This is a genomic window from Kitasatospora sp. NPDC022785 (assembly GCF_055561295.1).
The window spans coordinates 460,537-476,075 of record NZ_JBVHHB010000004.1; the positions used below are offsets into that span (position 1 = coordinate 460,537).

The window sequence follows — 15,539 nt, forward strand, 5'->3', positions numbered from 1 at the left end:
GGGACCGGCCCTCCGGGAACCGGTCCGCGCTCATCGGCGTCGGACCCCTGCGGTGCCATCGGAGTCCGGGCACCGCACCGACCACATCATCCACGGGGAAACACTGTGACCAACACTCAGAACACGCTGCGCGCGGCCGTCCCGCTCGCGGCCCTGGCCCTGCTGCTCACGGCCTGCGGGCCGGACAACGCGGACCCGGCCGACCCGGGCGCGGCGGGCACCGGCGGCGCGACCGCGGCCGTCACCGGCACCCCGGCCGCCACCGGGGCGCCGTCGGCCACCGGCGGGGACCCGGCCGGCACCGCGGGCGGCGGCGCCGGCGCGGGCGGCGGCGGTTCGACCCCGAACCCCGTCCCCTCGGCCGCCACCAGCGGCAACCCGATCGGCGGGGCCGGGGGCGGCAGCGGCAGCAAGATCAGCTACGACAACCCGCTGGCACCCACCGCCACCGGCAGCTACCTCGGCAAGACCAAGGCCGACGTCACCCCGGTCTCCGTGGTCAAGGGCACCGCCGCCGAGATCGCGTCGTTCAACTTCAAGCCGGCCGACGTGGAGGGCAAGACGCCGTACTACGTGACCGTCTCCTTCACCAACCGCACCGGCGCCCCGCTCACCGACGAGTACTTCATGATGCGGTTCAAGGTGAAGTCCGACGCGTCGGGCACCGGCGGCGCCCTGCCGGCCCCGACCATCCTGAAGTCGATCCCGCAGTGCGACTCCGGCAAGAAGCCCGGCACCCTGGCGGACGGCCAGACCCAGCAGCAGTGTGCCGTCTATCTCGTCCCGACCAATACCCCGCCGAAGTTCCTCGTCTTCGGCAGCGTTCTGGACACCGAGCCCCTGATCTGGAAGGTCGGCTGACAGCTCCGCCTCTCGATCGAAGGGGCTCCTCCCGGGCGGTCCGGCGCGTCTCCCCGCACGCGCGCCGGACCGCCCCGCGGTGCCCCTAAAGTAGGCAGACATGCAGGTCATCCAGTCCAGCAAGCTCGCCAACGTCTGCTACGACATCCGCGGCCCGGTGCTCGACGAGGCGATGCGGCTGGAGGAACAGGGCCACCGCATCCTGAAGCTCAACACCGGCAACCCCGCCGTGTTCGGCTTCGACGCGCCCCCGGAGATCCTCCAGGACATCCTGCGCAACCTCGCGTCCGCGCACGGGTACGGCGACTCGAAGGGCCTGCTCGCGGCCCGCCGCGCCGTGGTGATGCACTACGAGGACCGCGGCCTGCACGGCCTCACCGTCGAGGACGTCTTCCTCGGCAACGGCGTCTCCGAGCTGATCCAGCTGGCCATGACGGCGCTGCTGGACGACGGCGACGAGGTGCTCGTCCCGGCGCCGGACTACCCGCTCTGGACCGCCTCGGTCTCGCTGGCCGGCGGCACCGCCGTGCACTACCGCTGCGACGAGCAGTCCGAGTGGTACCCGGACCTCGCCGACGTCGAGGCCAAGGTCACCGACCGGACCAGGGCGATCGTGGTGATCAACCCGAACAACCCGACCGGCGCGGTCTACCCGCGCGAGGTCCTGGAGGGCCTGGTCGAGATCGCCCGCCGACACAAACTGGTGGTCTACGCGGACGAGATCTACGACAAGATCCTCTACGACGACGCCGAGCACATCCCGCTGGCCACCCTGGCCCCGGACCTCTTCTGCGTCACCTTCAACGGTCTCTCCAAGGCGTACCGGGTCGCGGGGTTCCGCTCCGGCTGGATGGTGCTCTCCGGCGACCGGCACCGCGCCCGCAGCTACATCGAGGGCCTGACGGTGCTCGCCTCGATGCGGCTCTGCGCCAACATGCCGGCCCAGCACGCCGTCGCGGCGGCGCTCGGCGGGCGGCAGTCGATCAAGGACCTCGTCCTCCCCGGCGGCCGGCTGCTGGAGTCCCGGGACGCCGCGTGGCGGCTGCTCAACGAGATCCCCGGGGTCAGCTGCGTGAAGCCGAAGGGCGCGCTCTACGCCTTCCCCCGGCTGGACCCGAAGGTCTACAAGATCAAGGACGACGCCCAGATGGTGCTGGACCTGCTGCGTGCCGAGCGGATCCTGCTGGTCCAGGGCACCGGCTTCAACTGGCCCGAGCCGGACCACTTCCGGGTGGTCACCCTCCCCCGCGCCGAGGAGATCACCGACGCCGTCACCCGCATCGGCGACTTCCTCGGCAGCTACACCCAGCCCTGACGGCGCCGCTGCGGCACTCCTCGGTGAAAACGCTACGGCCGGAGTCCCGGTCCGGACGATCTCCTTGGTCGGGGAAAGATCGTCCGGCGGGGCTCCGGCCGTCCTGTCGCTCGGTCGGTGCGCGATTCGTGCCACGCACCGCCGATTGCTCTCGGCTGAGGCTCAGGCTCAGCCGAGGCGCGCGACCAGGTCTCGGTACTCGTCCCACAGCTCGGTGGGCGTGTGGTCGCCGAACAGCTCCAGGTGGGCCGGGACGAGCGCGGCCTCCTGGCGCCAGATGTCGGCGTCGACGGTGAAGAGCAGGTCGAGGTCCTCCTTCGACAGCTCCAGGCCGTCCAGGTCGAAGCCCTCGACGGTCGGCAGCACGCCGATCGGGGTCTCGACACCCTCGCCGGCGCCCTGCAGGCGCTCGACGATCCACTTGAGCACGCGGCTGTTCTCGCCGTAGCCGGGCCAGACGAACTTGCCCTCGCTGTTCTTGCGGAACCAGTTCACGTAGTAGATCTTCGGCAGCTTGGCGGCGTCCGCCTGGGCGCCGACCTTCAGCCAGTGGGCGAAGTAGTCACCCATGTTGTAGCCGCAGAAAGGCAGCATCGCGAACGGGTCGCGGCGCAGCTCGCCGACGGTGCCCTCGGCGGCGGCGGTCTTCTCGGAGGCGATGTTGGCACCCAGGAAGACGCCGTGCTGCCAGTCGAAGGACTCGGTCACCAGCGGGACGGCGGTGGCGCGGCGGCCGCCGAAGAGGATGGCCGAGATCGGCACACCCGCCTGGTCCTCCCACTCGGGGGCGATGGTCGGGCACTGCGCGGCCGGGACCGCGAAGCGGGCGTTCGGGTGGGCCGCCGGGGTGCCGGACTCCGGCGTCCAGTCGTTGCCGCGCCAGTCGGTCAGGTGGGCCGGCGGCTCGTCGGTGAGGCCCTCCCACCACACGTCGCCGTCGTCGGTCAGGGCGACGTTGGTGAAGACGGTGTTGCCCCAGAGCGTCTCGATGGCGTTGGCGTTGGTGTCCACGCCGGTGCCGGGGGCGACGCCGAAGAAACCGGCCTCGGGGTTGATGGCGTACAGGCGGCCGTCGGCGCCGAAGCGCATCCAGGCGATGTCGTCGCCGATCGTCTCGACCTTCCAGCCCGGGATGGTCGGCTGGAGCATGGCGAGGTTGGTCTTGCCACAGGCCGACGGGAAGGCGGCCGCGACGTACTTGGGCTCTGCCTGGCCCTTGTCGTCGGCGGGCGGGGTGAGCTTGAGGATGAGCATGTGCTCGGCCAGCCAGCCCTCGTCGCGGGCCATGGTCGAGGCGATGCGCAGCGCGTAGCACTTCTTGCCGAGCAGGGCGTTGCCGCCGTAGCCGGAGCCGAAGGACCAGATCTCCCTGGTCTCCGGGAAGTGCGAGATGTACTTGGTGCTGTTGCACGGCCACGGCACGTCCGCCTGACCCTCGGCGAGCGGGGCACCGACGGTGTGCACGGCCTTGACGAAGTCGCCGTCCTCGCCGAGCTGGTCCAGCACGGCCTGGCCCATGCGGGTCATCACGCGCATCGACACGGCGACGTAGGCGGAGTCGGTGATCTCGACGCCGTACGCGGCCAGCGGGGAGCCCACCGGGCCCATCGAGAAGGGCACCACGTACATGGTGCGACCCTTCATCGAGCCGCGGAACAGACCGTTCTCCCCCTGGAAGACGGCCCGCATCTCGGCGGGGGCCTTCCAGTTGTTGGTCGGACCGGCGTCCTTCTCCTGCTCGGAGCAGATGTAGGTGCGGTCCTCGACGCGCGCCACGTCCGTGGGGTCCGAGGCGGCGTAGTAGGAGTTGGGGCGCTTTTCCTCGTTGAGCTTCTTGAAGGTGCCCTGGGCCACCAGCAGGTCCGCGAGGCGGTGGTACTCGTCCTCGGAACCGTCGCACCACTCGATGCGGTCCGGCTGGGTGAGCTCCGCGATCTCGCTCACCCAAGCCAGCAGACGCTTGTGGCGGGTGGGCGCGGATGCGCTGAGAGCGAGGTTCTCGTACGACACGATCGCTCCGTTTCACGCCATCTCGGCAGGGAGGCGGCGTAGCGGGGGTTTGAGGGTGCTTGCAGCGTAGCTCCGGCCTCAAGGCTCGAATACGGCACAGCGGTGAAATTGACGCATCTTTTACTACATTCAGTCTGGTTACTGGCGGGTAAGGCATCGGCTTCGGCCCAGTCGGGGCACTCGCACCCTGGAGTCGAACACTCCAAAACGTCCAAGTAGTGATGAGCACCACTTCCTACGCGGCAGTAACCTACGGCTCCGTAGGTAGCAGGTAGCATGCTGCCCATGACTGCTGAGCTCGTGGAGATCACGGAGCGTACGGAGAGCAAGCCGACATGGCGCGGCTGGCTGCACGCCGCGATGTTCCCCGCCACGGTGGCCGCCGGGATCGTGCTGATCTGCCAGGCCGGCTCCACGTCCGCCAAGGCCGCCTGCGCGATCTACTCGGTCAGCGCCTGGATGCTGTTCGGGGTCAGCGCGGTCTACCACCGCTTCACCTGGGGCCCGCGCGGCGACGCCGTCCTGCGCCGGCTCGACCACGCGAACATCTTCCTGATCATCGCGGGCACCTACACCCCGTTCACCATCCTGCTGCTGGACGGTGCCGCGAAGCAGGTGCTGCTCTGGGTGGCCTGGGGCGGGGCGCTGGCCGGGATCGCGTTCCGGGTCTTCTGGGTCGGCGCACCGCGCTGGCTGTACACACCGGTGTACATAGCGCTGGGCTGGGCCGCCGTGTTCTTCCTGCCGGAGTTCCTGCACAGCGGCGGGGTCGCCGTGGTGGTGCTGATGGTCGTCGGCGGGGTGCTCTACAGCGTCGGCGGGGTCGTGTACGGGCTCAAGCGGCCCAACCCGTCACCGCGCTGGTTCGGCTTCCACGAGGTGTTCCACGCCTTCACCCTCGGCGCCTTCATCGTGCAGTACGTCGGGGTCTCACTGGTGGCGTACAGCGCGGCCGGCTGAGCCGGGAACGCCATGACGGGCGGCCGGCCGGTCCGATGACCGGGTGGCCGCCCGTTCCGCCGTCCACTCCGAGGCGGGGCGCGGCGGGTGGCCGTGGTCGGGGCGGTCGGCGCCGGAGCGGTCGACGTACGGGCCGTCGACGTACGAGCCGTCGACGTACGGGCGGGAGCGGGCCTGCCGGGCCTGCCGGGCGTCCAGCGCCTCGCGGGCCCGGCGGCAGCGCTCGCAGTGAGCCGCGTCCGGGGCCCCACCGGCCGACTGGTGGCCACGCGGCGCGACGGGCTGGCGCAGCAACCGCCAGCGGCGGCCGACGTACGCCATCAGCAGCAGCACCTCGATCCCGGCGACCGCCAGCACCAGCGGGGCGCCGTTGATCAGATAGGCGGCGACCACGGCCAGCGCCGATCCCACCACCACCGCCGCGCCCCAGATCTGGGCGGTCGACTCCCTGTCTGCCATTCGGACTCCCCTTTCCCGCGCCGGTTCCTGCGCCGGGCCAGTGGTCGGCTCCTGCCGCCCCACCCCTTCTCCGCTCTCGGCACGCGTCGGCCTGCACTGACCGATTGCCACATCGTATCTACCGACAGTCACCCGCAGGCGCCCCGAAGCGGCGAACGACAGATCAACGTTGCGTCAATTCCATGTGCGGAACCAGCACTTCCAGGAGACATGACGGAGAGTGACAATGTGAACACATGCCGGCGTCTTGACGGTCGCCATCTTTTGGGAGTTACTGTCATTTGAGAGAACCTTTCACTCCCTTCCGATCGGCTTCCGGAGGTTGCCCGTGTCCGCCGCTCCCGCCCCCGCCCCGCCCGGGCCGCACCCGCGGCGCTGGCTGGCGCTGGTCGCCGTCGCGCTGAGCGTCCTGGTGATCAGCTTCGACATGACGATCCTCAACGTGGCCCTGCCCACCCTGGCCTCCCAACTGCAGGCCGGCACCGGGCAGCAGCAGTGGATCGTCGACTCGTACACCGTGGTCTTCGCCGCCGCGATGCTCCCGGCCGGACTGATCGGCGACCGGTTCGGCCGCCGCCGGACCCTCACCGTGGGCCTCGCCCTGTTCGGCCTCTCCTCCGCGGTCGGCATGCTCGCCGACAGCCCCGGCACCCTGATCGCCGCCCGCGCGGCGATGGGCATGGCCGGCGCGCTGGTCATGCCGATGTCCATGGCGGTGATCCCCGGGCTCTTCCCGTCCGGCGAGCAGCGCCGCGCCACGGCGATCCTGGCCGCCTCGCTGGCGGCCGGGGCCCCGCTCGGCCCCCTGATCGGCGGCTTCCTCCTCCAGCACTTCTGGTGGGGCTCGGTCTTCCTGATCAACATCCCGCTGACCGCCATCGGCATCGTCGCCTGCGTCCTGCTGCTCCCGGAGACCCGCAACCCCGCCGCGCCCCGGATCGACCTGTTCGGCACCGTGCTCGGCGCGGGCGGCCTGGCCGCACTCACCTTCGGCATCATCGAGGGCCCCGACCGCGGCTGGGCCGACCCACTGGTGCTCGGCATGCTCGGCGGCTCGCTGGTCGCGCTCACCGCCCTGGTACGGCGCAGCCGCCGCCAGCGGGACCCGATGCTCGACCTCACCCTGCTCGCCGACCCGACCTTCCGCTGGTCGGCGGTGGCCGCGACGCTGGTCTCGCTGGTCCTGTTCGGCGCCTTCTTCGTCCTGCCGCTCTACTTCCAGAGCGTGCTCGGCGCCGACGCCTTCGGCACCGGCCTGCGGCTGATGCCGATGATGCTCGGGCTGATGGTGGCCGCCAAGCTCAGCGACCGGCTGGTCACCCGGATCGGCGCCCGCGCGGTGATCTCCGTCGGGCTGTCCGTACTGGCCGCCGCCCTGCTGCTCGGCAGCCGCACCGCGATCTCCGACGGCTACGGTCTGGCCGCGCTCTGGCTCACCCTGCTGGGCCTGGGCATGGGCCTGTCGCTGATCACCGCCCAGGCCTCCGCCCTGCTCACCCTGCCGCCCGCCCGGGCCGGCGTCGGCTCCGGGCTGATCCAGACCCTGCGCCAGGTCGGCGGGGCGATCGGGGTGGCCGTCTTCGGCAGCCTGCTGGCCGGCTCGTACCGCGGCTCGCTGGACACCGCGGCGCTCCCCGCCGAGGCCGCGCACAAGGCCGAACAGTCGGTGGTCGCCGCCGACGCCGTGGCCGCCGCCACCGGGGACCGGGCGCTGGCCGCCTCCGCGCACGCCGCGTACGTCCACGGCATGACGGTGGTGCTGCTGGCCTCCGGGGCCATCGCGGTGCTGTCGGCGGTGCTGGTCGCGCTGAGGATGCCGAGCGCCGAGCCGCGCGCGGCGGCGGAGGCGCAGGAGGCGGCCGAGGCCGCGGCCCAGGCGGCCGAGGTGCGGGAGGCGGCCGCCGCCGATGCGGGGTCGCAGCCGGGGTCACCGTCCGGGACGGCCTCCGTGCCGGCCTCCGATCACGGATAATCGAAGGTATGAACGCAACGCGGCCGACAACGGCACCCCCGGCGGCAGGACCGGCCAACCCGGTCCAGGCGATGCTGGAGGCGCCGCTGTCGCTGCGCGAGCGGAAGAAGCTGAAGACCCGCCAGGCGATCCGCCGCGAGGCGTACCGGCTGATCGCCGAACAGGGCTACGAGAACACCACCGTGGAGCAGATCGCAGCGGCGGCCGAGGTCTCGCAGTCCACCTTCTTCCGGTACTTCGGCACCAAGGAGGACCTCGTCCTCACCGACGAGTACGACCCGGCGATGGTCACCGCGCTGCTGGCCCGCCCCTCCGACGAACCGTTCCTGCACTCCTGCCGGGAGTCCCTCATCGGGCTGATCCGCGAACTGTCGCAGCACGAGCGGGACGAACTGCTCATCCGGATGCGGCTGGTCAAGGACGTGCCCGCGCTGCGCGCCCGGATGCACGAGGACGCCAACAACCCGCAGCTGCTCTACCTGGACGTGCTGACCCGCCGGACCGGCGTCGAGGAGCCGACCTTCGAGATGCGGATCACCGCGGCCGCCATCGGCGCGGCCACCACCGAGGCGGCGCTGCGATGGGCCGAGAGCGAGGGGACGCTGGACCTCGCGGACCTCGTCGACGACACCTTCGCCTTCCTGGAACGCGGGTTCGCCGGGCTGTAGCCGGCGCGGGCGTCCGGGCGGGCCGCGCGGCTGGGCGTGCGACGGCGGGGCCCGGCTGCCGTGCCGGACCCCGCCGCCCCTCACCCGGTGGCGCTACCCGCGCCGGGCACCCGCCCGCCGCCGCAGCGCGACACCCGCGCCCGCGAGCACGGTGACGCCCAGGGCCGCGGCCGCCGTGACGGTGGGCAGCGCGGTACCGCCGCCCTCCGCAGCCGCCTCCCGCACGGTGGCGTCCGGCTGGTAGCCGCCGCCCTTCCCGGCCCGGTCGTACGCCGAACCGGGCAGCTTGTCCCCGTACCGCTGCTGGACCAGCTTCTGGTACGCCGCCAGGCTCACCCCGGCCGCGCCCACCGAGCGCCGCGCCTCGTCGTCCAACGGCAGGACCCGGTCGTCCCGCAGCACGTACCAGGCGTTGAGCTGCGGCTCGCGGAACGCCGTCCCGCCGCCGCTGCCGGCCGCCTGCGCCGCGTAGTCGGTCTCGTCGCCGCCCGAGGCGATGTTGACGACCCGCCAGGTGTCGCCCTGCTTCGCCGTCCAGACCGAGGCCACCTGGCCGTCCGCCGAGACGGCCTTGCTGGCGGTGAACTCGGCCCTGGCCACCGGCGCACCCGGGGTCCCGGCCACGAAGGCCGCGTCCAGGGTGTAGACCGGCACGGTGTCGCCGGACAGCCTCGGCGCGGCGGCGCTCGCCGCCTGCGCCTCCTCGGCCGCGCCGATGGTCAGCTGCTTGGTCGGCGGCACGCCCTTGCGGGCGAAGAAGTGGCCCAACTGGTCCAGGACGGCGGGGTTCTGGGCCGCGCCCCGGGCCTGCGCCAGGTCGGCACCGGCGAGCGGTGCGGGAGAACCGGCCCCGCTCCCGGCGTACGCCGCCGGGGTGACGGCCAGACCGAGGCCGGCGGCGATCAGGACGGCCACGGCCGCGTTACGGATGCTGGTCATGGTCGCCCCTCACGCGCCGATCCGGTACAGGGAGTGGGTCCAGGAGAACGTGCCGTTGGACACGTAGTAGTTGTAGTCCGCCCAGTTGTAGCGGTAGTTGGACGGCCACGGGTCACCCCAGTAGACCCAGTTGTTCGAGGTGTCGTACCCGTACACCACGTGCATGTGACCGCCGCCGGAGCTCCACTGGATCCGGGTCTCGACCGGGCGGTCGGCGTTCACCTCCGTCTGCACGGTGCTGTACCGCAGGTACCCGGTGACGTACGAACCGGGGTTGATGCCGACCCAGCTCAGGCCGTTCTGCACATCTCCCAGCGTGGCCTGGCTGTTGGGGCAGCTGGAGCTGGTCGACCGGCCGAACGCGGCGTTGCAGAACTGGTTCTGGCTGTAGCTGTAACCGAACCAGGTGGCGATGGTGTTGCCGCTCGCCGCCCAGCACCAGTTGGTCTGCTGTTGCTGCTGCATGGTGATGTTGAGCTTCTTGTACGTGCCGGCCAGGTCGGCCGTACTGCCCGAGGCACCTGCCGGGCGGACGTGCGCGGTGGGGGCCGGGGCGCCGTTGGGGGCGCCGTTGGGGGCGGCGGAGGCCGGGGCGGTGGCCGCGACGGTGAGCGCCGGGCCGAGCACGCCGAGCGCGAGCACCGAGACCGCACGGCGCAGGCGTATCCGTGGAACTGACATGGGGGCGTTCCTCCTTGCACAGGCAGAGGAGTGGAGAAGTGTGGGGGTGCGGTCCGGATCGCGTCACCGAGCATCCCGCCGTTGACAGAGCCTGGTCAACGGCCCTCGCGACCCCCGTCCACAGGTGTGAACGACCCCGCCCAGGTGTGAACGCCACCCCCGGAACCACCGCGCGGCATGCCACCACCGGTGACAAACCGCCCTCCGCATGTGAATATTCACGACCAACCGGAACCTGCCCGGCCCGCCCCCGAGGAGGCCGCCATGCAACGCAGCGAACAGGCGGACCTCGCCACCGCCCTGCGCACCGGCCCGTTCCACCTCGCCCTGCGCACCGCCATCGCCGCCCGCGGCCTCGCCCTGCACCGCGTCCGCGAACACCTCGCCCAACGCGGCGTCCAGGTCGGCATCACCAGCCTCAGCTACTGGCAGCAGGGCCGCCGCCGCCCCGAACGCGCCGAATCCCTCCGCGCGGTGAGGGCGTTGGAAGACGTCCTCGACCTCCCCGCACACTCCCTCACCCGGCTCCTCGGCCCCCGCCGCGCCACCCCCGCCGACCCGGCCGGCCCACCCGTCCGCCCCTACCGCGACCTCATCACCCCGGCCACCGCCGTCGACGACCTGCTCGCCACCATCGCGAGCCCGCGCGACACCGGCCTGCACACCATCACCCACATCGAACGCATCCGCATCGGCCCCGACCGCCACCTCGTCCGCCGCGACTCCCAGCACGCCCTGCGCGCCCACCGCGACGGCATCGACCGCTACCTCGCCATCTACCAGGGCGACCCCGGCTGCGACATCGACCGCGTCGGCGTCCGCGCCGAGGAGAACTGCCGCCCCGGCCGCATCCGCCGCGACCCCGCCCACGATCTGCTCGTCGCCGAACTCCTCCTCGACCGCCGCCTCCGCGCCGGCGACACCCACCTCCTCGGCTACGGCTTCGACGACGCCCCGACCCCCACCCCCAGCAGCGAGTACGTCCGCGGCTTCAACTCCGGCGCCGGCCAGTACGTCCTCCAGGTCACCTTCCACCCCGCCGCCCTCCCCGTCCGCTGCCACCGCTTCGCGCTGCACTCACCCGGCGAGAAGCCGTACGAGACGGAGGAGCTGACACTCGACGGCCACCGGTGCGTGCACCTGGTGGCCTCCGCCCTGCAGCCGTGCCTGCTGGGCGTCCGGTGGGACTGGGAGTAGCGGAGGGGTCAGTGGGACCAGTAGGGGTCGTCCAGGTCACCGCCGCGCTCGCCTGTCGACCCCCGGGGCAGTGACGGCATCGGCCCGTACTCACGAGCGGGCCGGTACCGCACGAAGTCGAGTTCCGCACTGAAGGAGACACTGTTGTACGACCCGTCAGAGGACGCGCTGAGCCCCACGAACAGGTCGTCGAAGGTCGCGCAGCCGAGGGAGGCCAGCCCCGGGCTGTACTGCCCGGTCTCCGTCCGGTCCACCGGGCCACATCCCAGGCTCTCCCAGTTCCGGCTGATCTGGTCGAGCAAGCCCGGGAGCTTCACCTGCGATATCCGGGTACGGATGGCGACTGCTCCGAAGAGCCGCGACTTCAGGCTCGGCTCGCCGTCCCAGTGGTCCTCCTCGCGCGTCACCTGGTAGTCGCCGCCGAGGAAGGCCACCTGCGGCGAGATTCCGGCCATGGTGGCGCGCAGGAACTCGTCGATCCGGTCCTTCGCCACCGCCGGGTCCTTCAGGTGCAGGACACGCTTGTCCCGCAATGCCATGGGCCCGTATCCGTTGTAGAACAATCCCACTCCGGTGATCAGCACGGAGACCACCACCACGAGCGGGACGACCACCTTCCAGCGGAACCTCATCGACCCTCCACCCGCACGACGTCGCAGCCGCGGGTCACGATGGAGGCGATGTTCCCCAGCGAGGGGCCGCCGCCCTCCGGGGTCAGGTACTTGGTGTGCGCCCCGATGATGTCCGTCGTCTGGCCGAAGTCGTCCACGCCGAAGCGCTGGGCGCCGAACGACGCGCTGGCCGGGTCCCTCCCGTACCAGCCCTCGTCCGGGTTGAGCAGGTCGTGCTTCACGACTGCCAGGGCCGGGCCGAGCGGACCGCCCACGGCCACCAACGCGTCACCCTTCGTCGGGGTGTGGGTGACGACGTCGTTGGCGGCCGCGCCCGCCCAGACGTGGCCGGGCATCCCCAGGTCGGCGGCCTTGTCCACACCGATGCCCGGGCTGCCGATGAAGACCACGTCGTCCGGTCGCTGGTACGACGAACCCGGCTGGGCGGTGAGCTTGGTGGCCTGGCCGACCACGTACGAGCCGTAGCTGTGGCCGATCGACGTGATATGGGGCGGTTCGCCGCCCTGATGGCTCGCCCGCACGCCACTGAGGAACTTCGCGTAGGCCGGAGCTCGGCCTCGTTGGTCCCAGGTTGCCAGTTGTCCTTCGGCCCCAAGGACGCGGGAACAGTCGTGATGCCGGGAACATAGGCGGAGATGTCGGTGGCCGTGTCCGGGTTTCCGAAGGAGATCGCCGCACGCCCGTTGCCCTCCTGGCCGAGAACCAGCAGGTAGTCCACCGGACGACCGTCGTCCGCATGCCTCTGGTCCTCGTCGAGCCGCCGCCGGATCGGATTCAGCTTTGCGAACTGTTCCTTCTCGACGTCGGTCAGTGGCACCGGCGGCTTCGCCCGGTTCTTGGCGTCGATCGAGTCAAGCATCTTCGCGAGGTACGCCCGGTTCACCTGGTCCCGTACCGACGCCGGGATGCCGTCCAGGTTGCCGATCGCCTCCGGGTGGTGGTCGATGAACCACTGTTGGCCCGCCGGGTCGAGGCCCTTCCACCAGGAGTTGACCTCCGTCGGGGTGGCGTCCTTCCCGGGCAGGTCCTTCTTGTAGCCCGGGTTGTTGAGGTCGCCGAACTGCTGGAGGTACCCGTCCGCGTTGGCCGTCTTGAGGTCCAGGCCGGACTTGTCGGTGGCGCGGCCGGTGAAGCGCTTGAGGTCGGCGGCGAGGCCCTGGTCGGCCTGGGTGGCCTCGGTGAGGGCGGCGGTGATCCGCTTGCTGATCTCCTCGGCGGCCGCCTTCTGCTTGTCCGCCCAGTCGGCCGCCTGGTAGAGGTTGGTCGAAGCGTTCCAACTGACGGTGCCGTCGTCCGCGACCTTGAGGTTCTTGGCGGCGGCGTCGGTGAGCGCCTGCCGCAGCTTGGACTGCGCGAGGGTGAAGGTGTCGGCGTGGCCGCGCAAGGTGCCCTCGATGCAGGACAGTTCGATGTCTGCGGCCTGCAGCTCGGCCGTGGTCGCGTCCAGGGACTTGGTGGCCGCGTCGGCCGCGTCACCCGTCCAGCCGGAGCCGTGCACCCGGTCGGCGGTGCCGCCCTTCCAGTCCGTGGCGTGCTGGACGTACGCCTTGTACAACTGCCCGTACGCCTCGGCCGCGGCGTACAGCTCCTCCGGTCTGGCGTTCCTCAGGCCTGCCAGATCCACTTCCCAGCCCCCCAGCTGTGACTCACGGATGCTCACCCCTGCACTCGCCGCTACCATAGCGCGCACAGCCGACAGCACAGCCGAGGGGGAGACGGTGGCCGGAGGAGCGGGATTCACTGTGCGGCCGGACGAGTTGTCCGCCGCCGGTACCAATGCACAGACGGTGGCCGGGAAGGTCCCCGAGGAGACGGCGAAGCTGGCCGCACCGAGCGACCGGGCGGCGGCGGCCCTGCCGGGGTGGCAGAGCGGGGCGGCGCTGCACGACTGCTCGGCCGCCTGGAAGACGCTGCTCGACGGGCTGGCCGAGGACATGAAGACAGCCGGCGGCAATCTGCTCGCCACCGCCCACAACTACCGCAACAGCGACCGGTCGATGGGCGGGAGCCCGGTGGCTGCGGGCGGCAGCGACCCGTTCAACACCAGGGTCCGTCAGTCGCCCGGGGTCCACGCGATCGACTGACGGCCGGCGGGCGCCGGCCATTCGGTGGTGCGGCGGGTGTCGTAGGCGGGGTCGATGGTGCCGAACAGCCGGTCCCACAGGGTGGTGTAGAAGCCCAGGTTGGCGGCCGGGTCGGCGTGGTGGCCGGCGTGGAACATCGGCAGGGCGACCCAGCGGAAGACCGCGCCGCCGGATCCGGGCGGGGAACGGTTCGACGCCGAGGTGCCCCAGCAGGCCGAAGACCAGGTTGACGCCGATGTACCCGAGCAGGGCGACGGCGGACATCTCCCGAACGCAGAGCACCGCGAGCCAGGTGCCGCCGAAGCCGAGCACCTCCAGCGGGTGCAGCACGAAGAGGGTGGCGGGGCGCGGGTCGGGGTAGCCGTGGTGGAGTTCGTGGGCCAGCCGGTAGAGCCGGCGGCGGTGGGCCAGCCAGTGACCGCCGTACATCAGGCCGTCCATCACCAGGGTGAACACCACCAGGTCGGCCGCGGCGCGGAGTCCGGTGTCCGCGGAGAGCCGGCTCCAGCCGGCCCGCCAGAGCGCCCAGCCGGCCACGCCGACGGCGGAGTTGAGCAGGACGGCGGTGGCCGCGAACAGCACCTCGCGCCGGGCGGGCGGCGGGGGCGGCGGTGTCACCCGCCGCTCGCCGTACCGCCGGACGAGCAGCCCGGCCGCGACCAGTGAGACCACCAGCAGTCCCAGGTTGGCGGCGAGCGCGCCGGCCACCACCTCCCCCGGGCCCAGCCTGCCTGCCCGGACGAGTAGCCCGTCCCCATCGCGGTCACCCCCCACCCGGCTTACCCGGCCCCACCGGCCCGCAGACCCGATCAGCCCACGAAGTCCGCGACGTCCGGCACATCCGCGACATCCGGGATGTCCGGGACGTCCGGGACGTCCGCGAAGTCCAGCGTCAGGCAGTCTTCCACCGGCCGGTACCCGATCTTCTGGTAGATCGAGTTGCTGGTCGGGTTGGCGAGGTCGGTGTAGAGCAGCACCTCGGCCGCGCCCCGGGCGAGGGCGGCTGCCGAGGCGGCCGCCGTGACGCCGCTGGCGTAGCCGTGCCCGCGTGCCTCGACGGGCGTGTAGACCGGGCCGACCCGGGTCATGCCGGCGACCACGGGGCTGTTCCCGGCCATCGCGACGGGGCGGCCGTCGTCCTCCCAGAGGTGGAGCAGGCCGTCGGCGATGCGCTCGTCCACCGTGCCCGGGATGTTGGGGAGTTCGACGGTGGCCTCGACCGCGAACGCCTCGTACCACTCGATCAGCACCTCGCGGTCGGCCGGCGTGGCGACCCGGTGGCGGCCGGCGGGCGGGCGCGGCGGGTCGGTCAACTCGCCCAGCCGGTACAGCCGTTGCTTGAACCGGAGGGACGCGGTGGCGCCGGTGGCGGCCTGCCAGGCGGCGGTGAACGCCCGGACCGCCGACTCGCCGCCGGAAACCCCGGGGACCTCGGTGAACCCGGGCCCGGCCGCGGCCAGTTCACCGGCGAGCGCGGCGGCCGCCGCGTCCGGCATCACGCCGAGGCGCGGCTCGAACGGCGGCGTCCGCAGAAAGGCGCCCTCGACCGGGCCGCCCGGCTCGCGGCTCCACCAGCCGAAGACCGGCGCGCTCTCCCCGAAGACGTGCAGCCCACGCCTGACCAGCCGGTCGACCACGGTGAGCAGCACGGTGTTCTCGGCCGGGCGGGCGTCGAGGAAGTCGCCGGCCCGGGCGCGGAACTCGTCGAGGGAGGTCGTCAAGATCCAGGTCATGCCCGATTCTGGCCCGCCCGCCGGACCG

Annotated in this window: 16 protein-coding genes and 2 pseudogenes; 8 read left to right on the forward strand and 10 right to left on the reverse strand. The window is 71.8% G+C overall.

Annotated elements, in window-relative coordinates; genetic code table 11:
* Positions 1 to 105 precede the first annotated feature (105 nt).
* Entirely contained in the window at positions 106 to 861 is a 756-nt protein-coding gene (locus ACZ3YO_RS09810; protein WP_465567094.1) for a hypothetical protein, read from the forward strand.
* A gap of 100 nt (positions 862 to 961) precedes the next feature.
* Positions 962 to 2,176 (forward strand): pyridoxal phosphate-dependent aminotransferase, encoded by a 1,215-nt coding sequence (locus tag ACZ3YO_RS09815; RefSeq protein WP_465567096.1) that lies wholly within the window; start codon positions 962 to 964, stop codon positions 2,174 to 2,176.
* A gap of 168 nt (positions 2,177 to 2,344) precedes the next feature.
* Here ACZ3YO_RS09815 and ACZ3YO_RS09820 read toward each other — a convergent pair whose 3' ends face one another.
* Positions 2,345 to 4,186, reverse strand: coding sequence for a phosphoenolpyruvate carboxykinase (GTP) (locus ACZ3YO_RS09820; RefSeq protein ID WP_465567099.1), 1,842 nt, complete (start codon positions 4,184 to 4,186; stop codon positions 2,345 to 2,347).
* Positions 4,187 to 4,462: 276 nt separating this feature from the next.
* Between ACZ3YO_RS09820 and trhA the strand changes: the two genes are divergently transcribed.
* Entirely contained in the window at positions 4,463 to 5,146 is a 684-nt protein-coding gene (trhA, locus tag ACZ3YO_RS09825) for a PAQR family membrane homeostasis protein TrhA (RefSeq protein WP_465567102.1), read from the forward strand.
* On the opposite strand, the gene ACZ3YO_RS09830 is transcribed toward trhA, so the two are convergent.
* Complete coding sequence (locus ACZ3YO_RS09830) at positions 5,117 to 5,605, reverse strand: hypothetical protein (protein ID WP_465567104.1); 489 nt, start codon at positions 5,603 to 5,605, stop codon at positions 5,117 to 5,119. The genes trhA and ACZ3YO_RS09830 overlap by 30 nt on opposite strands.
* A 328-nt stretch (positions 5,606 to 5,933) precedes the next feature.
* Between ACZ3YO_RS09830 and ACZ3YO_RS09835 the strand changes: the two genes are divergently transcribed.
* On the forward strand, positions 5,934 to 7,577 hold the full coding sequence (locus tag ACZ3YO_RS09835) for an MFS transporter (protein WP_465567107.1): 1,644 nt from the start codon (positions 5,934 to 5,936) through the stop codon (positions 7,575 to 7,577).
* Between the two features lie 8 nt (positions 7,578 to 7,585).
* The gene (locus tag ACZ3YO_RS09840; RefSeq protein WP_396320608.1) at positions 7,586 to 8,245 is read left to right on the forward strand and encodes a TetR family transcriptional regulator; all 660 of its coding nucleotides are present in this window, start codon (positions 7,586 to 7,588) and stop codon (positions 8,243 to 8,245) included.
* A gap of 93 nt (positions 8,246 to 8,338) precedes the next feature.
* Here the strand turns inward: ACZ3YO_RS09840 and ACZ3YO_RS09845 are convergent, their stop codons facing one another.
* Together ACZ3YO_RS09845 and ACZ3YO_RS09850 are read right to left on the reverse strand one after the other, a co-directional pair.
* On the reverse strand, positions 8,339 to 9,184 hold the full coding sequence (locus ACZ3YO_RS09845) for a hypothetical protein (RefSeq protein ID WP_465567110.1): 846 nt from the start codon (positions 9,182 to 9,184) through the stop codon (positions 8,339 to 8,341).
* 9 nt (positions 9,185 to 9,193) lie between these two features.
* Positions 9,194 to 9,865: a papain-like cysteine protease family protein gene (locus ACZ3YO_RS09850; RefSeq protein ID WP_465567113.1), complete on the reverse strand. Its 672-nt coding sequence runs from the start codon at positions 9,863 to 9,865 to the stop codon at positions 9,194 to 9,196.
* 264 nt (positions 9,866 to 10,129) lie between these two features.
* Between ACZ3YO_RS09850 and ACZ3YO_RS09855 the strand changes: the two genes are divergently transcribed.
* Positions 10,130 to 11,062, forward strand: coding sequence for a hypothetical protein (locus ACZ3YO_RS09855; RefSeq protein ID WP_465546015.1), 933 nt, complete (start codon positions 10,130 to 10,132; stop codon positions 11,060 to 11,062).
* Positions 11,063 to 11,070: 8 nt separating this feature from the next.
* Here the strand turns inward: ACZ3YO_RS09855 and ACZ3YO_RS09860 are convergent, their stop codons facing one another.
* The 3 genes and pseudogenes from ACZ3YO_RS09860 to ACZ3YO_RS09870 form a co-directional block, all read right to left on the reverse strand.
* Positions 11,071 to 11,694: a hypothetical protein gene (locus ACZ3YO_RS09860; protein ID WP_465567116.1), complete on the reverse strand. Its 624-nt coding sequence runs from the start codon at positions 11,692 to 11,694 to the stop codon at positions 11,071 to 11,073.
* Positions 11,691 to 11,915, reverse strand: a complete 225-nt coding sequence (locus tag ACZ3YO_RS09865) for a hypothetical protein (RefSeq protein WP_465567233.1) — start codon at positions 11,913 to 11,915, stop codon at positions 11,691 to 11,693. The genes ACZ3YO_RS09860 and ACZ3YO_RS09865 overlap by 4 nt, the downstream gene beginning before the upstream one ends.
* Before the next feature lie 114 nt (positions 11,916 to 12,029).
* A pseudogene (locus tag ACZ3YO_RS09870) lies at positions 12,030 to 12,215 on the reverse strand (alpha/beta hydrolase); the annotation flags it as partial.
* Between the two features lie 215 nt (positions 12,216 to 12,430).
* Between ACZ3YO_RS09870 and ACZ3YO_RS09875 the strand changes: the two are divergent.
* Together ACZ3YO_RS09875 and ACZ3YO_RS09880 are read left to right on the forward strand one after the other, a co-directional pair.
* Positions 12,431 to 13,339 carry a hypothetical protein gene (locus tag ACZ3YO_RS09875; RefSeq protein WP_465567119.1) on the forward strand — a complete coding sequence of 303 codons (909 nt, stop codon included), beginning with the start codon at positions 12,431 to 12,433 and terminating at the stop codon, positions 13,337 to 13,339.
* A gap of 142 nt (positions 13,340 to 13,481) precedes the next feature.
* Positions 13,482 to 13,778 (forward strand): hypothetical protein, encoded by a 297-nt coding sequence (locus tag ACZ3YO_RS09880; protein WP_465567235.1) that lies wholly within the window; start codon positions 13,482 to 13,484, stop codon positions 13,776 to 13,778.
* Here the strand turns inward: ACZ3YO_RS09880 and ACZ3YO_RS09885 are convergent.
* From ACZ3YO_RS09885 to ACZ3YO_RS09895, 3 genes and pseudogenes are all read right to left on the reverse strand, one after another.
* Positions 13,748 to 13,915: a hypothetical protein gene (locus ACZ3YO_RS09885; RefSeq protein WP_465567237.1), complete on the reverse strand. Its 168-nt coding sequence runs from the start codon at positions 13,913 to 13,915 to the stop codon at positions 13,748 to 13,750. The genes ACZ3YO_RS09880 and ACZ3YO_RS09885 overlap by 31 nt on opposite strands.
* 58 nt (positions 13,916 to 13,973) lie before the next feature.
* Positions 13,974 to 14,552: pseudogene (locus ACZ3YO_RS09890) on the reverse strand (sterol desaturase family protein); the annotation flags it as partial.
* A gap of 35 nt (positions 14,553 to 14,587) precedes the next feature.
* Positions 14,588 to 15,511 (reverse strand): GNAT family N-acetyltransferase, encoded by a 924-nt coding sequence (locus tag ACZ3YO_RS09895; protein WP_465567122.1) that lies wholly within the window; start codon positions 15,509 to 15,511, stop codon positions 14,588 to 14,590.
* Positions 15,512 to 15,539 lie beyond the last annotated feature (28 nt).